This is a genomic window from Erwinia sp., assembly GCF_031978025.1.
In the GTDB taxonomy this organism is placed as follows: Bacteria; Pseudomonadota; Gammaproteobacteria; order Enterobacterales; family Enterobacteriaceae; genus Erwinia.
The window spans coordinates 1-4,359 of the sequence record NZ_DALZCD010000322.1; the positions used below are offsets into that span (position 1 = coordinate 1).

At 57.6% G+C, this 4,359-nt stretch carries 5 protein-coding genes; 3 read left to right on the forward strand and 2 right to left on the reverse strand.

Going from position 1 to position 4,359, the window contains the following annotated elements; translation table 11 throughout:
• The 3 genes from RTK32_RS19305 to fghA all read left to right on the forward strand — a co-directional run.
• Nucleotides 1-670 (forward strand): LysR substrate-binding domain-containing protein (locus RTK32_RS19305; RefSeq protein WP_312046826.1); only part of this gene is annotated, 670 nt, incomplete at its 5' end.
• A gap of 80 nt (nt 671-750) precedes the next feature.
• Nucleotides 751-1,875: an S-(hydroxymethyl)glutathione dehydrogenase/class III alcohol dehydrogenase gene (locus tag RTK32_RS19310; protein ID WP_312046828.1), complete on the forward strand. Its 1,125-nt coding sequence runs from the start codon at nt 751-753 to the stop codon at nt 1,873-1,875.
• Nucleotides 1,876-1,886: 11 nt separating this feature from the next.
• A complete protein-coding gene (fghA, locus tag RTK32_RS19315; RefSeq protein WP_312046829.1) occupies nt 1,887-2,729 on the forward strand; it encodes an S-formylglutathione hydrolase in 843 nt (280 codons plus the stop codon).
• A 51-nt stretch (nt 2,730-2,780) separates the two neighbouring features.
• On the opposite strand, the gene RTK32_RS19320 is transcribed toward fghA, so the two are convergent.
• Both RTK32_RS19320 and RTK32_RS19325 read right to left on the reverse strand, forming a co-directional pair.
• Complete coding sequence (locus tag RTK32_RS19320; RefSeq protein WP_312046831.1) at nt 2,781-3,569, reverse strand: ABC transporter ATP-binding protein; 789 nt, start codon at nt 3,567-3,569, stop codon at nt 2,781-2,783.
• Nucleotides 3,566-4,359: iron ABC transporter permease (locus RTK32_RS19325; protein WP_312046833.1), on the reverse strand; the 794-nt coding region annotated here is incomplete at its 5' end. The genes RTK32_RS19320 and RTK32_RS19325, both read right to left, overlap by 4 nt.

The following is a 4,359-nucleotide window of genomic DNA, read 5'->3' on the forward strand; positions in this document are numbered from 1 at the left end:
CCTGGCCCTCAGCGAAGAAGCCCTGGCCATGACGCACAACGGCGAGCCTGGCGGCATTTTTGCTCTGGGGTCGATGGAAAGCACCGCCGCTGTCCATCTGCCCTCTTTACTTTCGACCTACCATCAACGCTATCCTGAGGTCACGCTCTCACTCGTAACCGGCACCTCCGGCGAAATCATTGAGCAGGTGCGCAAAGGGACGCTGGCAGCCGCGCTGGCCGAAGGCCCGGTCGTGGCCGATGAGCTGAACAGCTGCAAAACCTTTAGCGAGCGTATGGTGCTGATCAGCCATCTGAGCCATGCGCCAATCCAGCGCCCTGAAGATGCGGCAGGCGATACGCTTTTTGCTTTCCGCCCCGGCTGTTCTTACCGTCAGCGTTTAGAAAACTGGTTTCGTCAGGCGGGGACTTCTCCCGGCCCCTGGATGGAAATTCAGTCTTATCACGCCATGCTGGCCTGCGTGGCCAGCGGCGCCGGACTGGCCATTCTGCCGGAATCGGTGCTGGAAAAAATAGCCGCACCGGGACAGGTTCAAAAACATGCGTTGCCTGCAGATATCAGCGAAACCGCCACTTATCTGGTATGGCGTCGGGAAGCCTTTACCCCCAACGTCAAGGCGCTGAAGTACCTGATTATAGAGCGCTCCCCGGACGATGAAATTCAGCCATAATTAAAGGGTTTGAGCGGCGTCAGGCCGCTCGCCAATCCATGCCAAACGGCAACAAGTCACCTTACAAGGAATACACTGATATGCAGATGATTAAAACTCGCGCCGCTGTGGCCTGGGCCGCCGGCGAGCCCCTGTCGATTGAAGAAGTCGACCTGATGCCGCCACAGAAAGGCGAAGTGCTGGTTCGCATCGTAGCAACCGGCGTCTGCCACACGGACGCTTATACTTTGTCCGGTAAGGATCCTGAGGGCGTTTTCCCGGCTATCCTTGGTCACGAAGGCGGCGGTATTGTGGAAGCGGTAGGCGAAGGCGTCACCAGCGTGGCAGTGGGCGATCACGTTATCCCGCTGTACACGCCGGAATGCGGCAAATGTAAGTTCTGCCTCTCCGGCAAAACCAACCTGTGCCAGGCTATCCGTGCCACTCAGGGCAAAGGCCTGATGCCGGACGGTACCACCCGTTTCTTTAAGGACGGTAAGCCAATTTTCCATTATATGGGCACTTCAACCTTCTCGGAATATACCGTTATTCCGGAAATTTCGCTGGCGAAAATCAGTAAAGAAGCGCCGCTGGAAGAAGTTTGCCTGCTCGGCTGTGGCGTCACCACCGGTATGGGTGCGGTGATGAATACGGCAAAAGTGAAAGAAGGCGACACCGTGGCGATCTTTGGCCTGGGCGGCATCGGTCTTTCAGCGATTATTGGTGCGAAGATGGCGAAAGCGGGTCGCATTATCGGCATCGATATCAACACCAGCAAGTACGATCTAGCCAGAAAGCTGGGCGCCACCGACCTGATTAATCCAAAAGATTACGATAAGCCGATTCAGGATGTCATTGTTGAAATGACCGATGGCGGCGTTGATTTCTCCTTTGAGTGCATCGGCAACGTTAACGTGATGCGTTCTGCCCTGGAATGCTGCCATAAAGGCTGGGGCGAATCGGTTATTATCGGCGTGGCCGGTGCAGGCGAAGAAATTTCTACCCGTCCGTTCCAACTGGTTACCGGACGCGTCTGGCGTGGCTCCGCATTTGGCGGCGTGAAAGGCCGCTCGCAGCTGCCGGGTATCGTACAGCGTTACCTGGACGGCGAATTCCAGCTGAATGATTTCATCACTCATAACATGCCGCTGGAAGAGATCAACGATGCGTTCGATCTGATGCATGAAGGGAAATCCATTCGTTCCGTGGTGCATTTTTCTAAATAAAGGAGACAAGGATGGCATCCACCCTGGAGTTACTGGAAGAACACCGTATGTTTGGCGGCTGGCAGCAGCGCTACCGCCACCAGTCGGCCACGCTGAACTGCTCGATGACCTTCAGCATTTTTTTGCCTGGCCCGCAGGGCGATGCTGCCCCACCGGTACTGTGGTTTCTGGCCGGTCTGACCTGTAGCGACGAGAATTTCTCGACCAAAGCGGGCGCACAGCGCGTAGCGGCGGAGCTGGGCCTGGTGCTGGTCATGCCGGATACCAGCCCGCGCGGCGAAGTGGTGCCTGATAACGAAGCCTACGATCTGGGCCAGGGTGCCGGATTCTATCTGAATGCTACCCAGGCGCCATGGGATGCCCATTTCCGCATGTATGACTACCTGACGGAAGAACTGCCCGCGCTGGTTGCCGGCAACTTTAACGTCAGCGATCGTCAGGCGGTTATGGGGCATTCTATGGGCGGGCACGGTGCGCTGATGCTGGCACTGCGTAATCCGCAGCGTTTTGTGTCGGCCTCTGCTTTTGCGCCCATCGTTAATCCTACCCAGGTCCCGTGGGGCGAGAAGGCTTTTACGGCTTATCTGGGTGAGGATCGCGCACAGTGGGAAGCCTGGGACAGTTGTTTGCTGATGCAGCAGGCTACGCACAGGCTGCCGATGCTGCTGGATCAGGGCGACAGCGATCAGTTCCTGGCCGATCAGCTACGTCCGGAGAGGCTGGAAGCGGTAGCCCGCGAGAAAAACTATCCGCTGACCGTGCGCATCCAGCCCGGTTACGATCATAGCTACTACTTTATCGCCAGCTTTGTGGAAGATCATCTGCGCTTCCACGCCCGCTACCTGCTGGCGTAATCCTTCAGGGCCGGGACCTTCCCGGCCTTTTTTATCTCAATCGATAGCGACTCAGGAAACCGGCTCGCTGACCAGCCCGTCAATCAGCACCTGCGGCGTTCCCTGCGAACAGCGCTCTATACGTCCTCGTACGCCATAGACCTTTGCCAGGCTTTCTGGCGTGATCACCTCTTCCGGCGGGCCGTCGGCAATCAGGCCGCCGTTTTGCAGCATCAGCACGTGTTGGCCATGGCGCAGAGCGATATTAATGTCGTGCACTACCACCACGGTAACGATATTTCGTTTGCTGGTTTCGCGGCGCACTAAATCCATAACGTGAAACTGGTAGTTCAGATCCAACGCGCTAAGCGGCTCATCCAGTAGCAGCAGTTCCGGACGACGGATTAGCGACTGCGCCAGGCCGACCAGCTGCTTCTGACCACCAGAAAGCTGATCGAGGTAGCTTAGCGCCAGGTGCGCAATACCCAGCCTTTCCAGCAGCGCCATCACATCCGCCTCGCTCGACGCGTTGCCGCCTGTACCAGAAGCACGCTGAGCGACGATAATTGATTCAAGAACGTGCAGGTGAACGCCAGCGGGCAGCGACTGCGGCAGGTAAACCACTTTTTCTGCCCGGCGAGCAAACGGCTGGCTCAGCAGCTCTGTCCCGTTCAGCCACAGTTCGCCCTGTGCCTGATTCAGTCCGGCAATTGAGCGCAATAGCGTTGATTTCCCGCAGCCGTTCGGCCCCAGCAGCACGGTGATCTTGCCGCGTGGCAGTAACGGCACGTTCAGATCGCGAATAATTTTGCGCTTAGGATAACCGGCATTGAAGCCTTTAATTGTTAAACCATCCATCAAACACTTCCCCGATGACGCAGAATAATGCTCAGGAAAAACGGCACACCGACCAGAGAAGTCACAATGCCGACAGGAATGATGACGCCCGGCACCAGGTTTTTCGACACCACTGATGCCATCGACAGCACCAGCGCACCGGTCAGCGCGCTGGCTGGCAGGTAAAAACGATGATCCTCGCCAAAAATAAGGCGGGCGATGTGCGGCGCGACCAGGCCGATAAACCCGATGGGGCCGACAAAAGCCACCGCCAGCGCGGAAAGCACGCTGATACGCAGCAGCGTGCCCAGACGCAGACGGCGCACGTCAATACCAAAACTGACGGCACGATCTTCGCCCAGGCGCAGCGCGGTCAGCTTCCATGAACTCTTCATGGAGAACGGCAGAACAATCAGCAGCGCCAGCGTCAGTACGCCCAGCTTCTCCCAGGAAGCGCGAGCCAGGCTGCCCATGGTCCAGAAGACCAGGCCCTGCAGCGTATCTTCGCTGGCGATAAACTGCATCATTGAGACCAGTGCGTTAAAGGTAAAGACCAGCGCGATGCCGAACAGTACCACGCCGGAAGTTGCCACGCGTGTCCAGCGGGTGACACCATCTAGCATCAACGCGGCCAGCAGCGCAAAAATAAAGGCATTGGCAGAGATAAACCACTGATCCGGGATGCCGGGCAAACCGATGCCCAGCACGATAGCCAGCGCGGCGCCAAAGGCGGCGGCGGAAGAGACACCCAGCGTGAACGGGCTGGCAAGCGGGTTATTCAGGATAGTCTGCATTTCTGCCCCGGCCAGCCCCA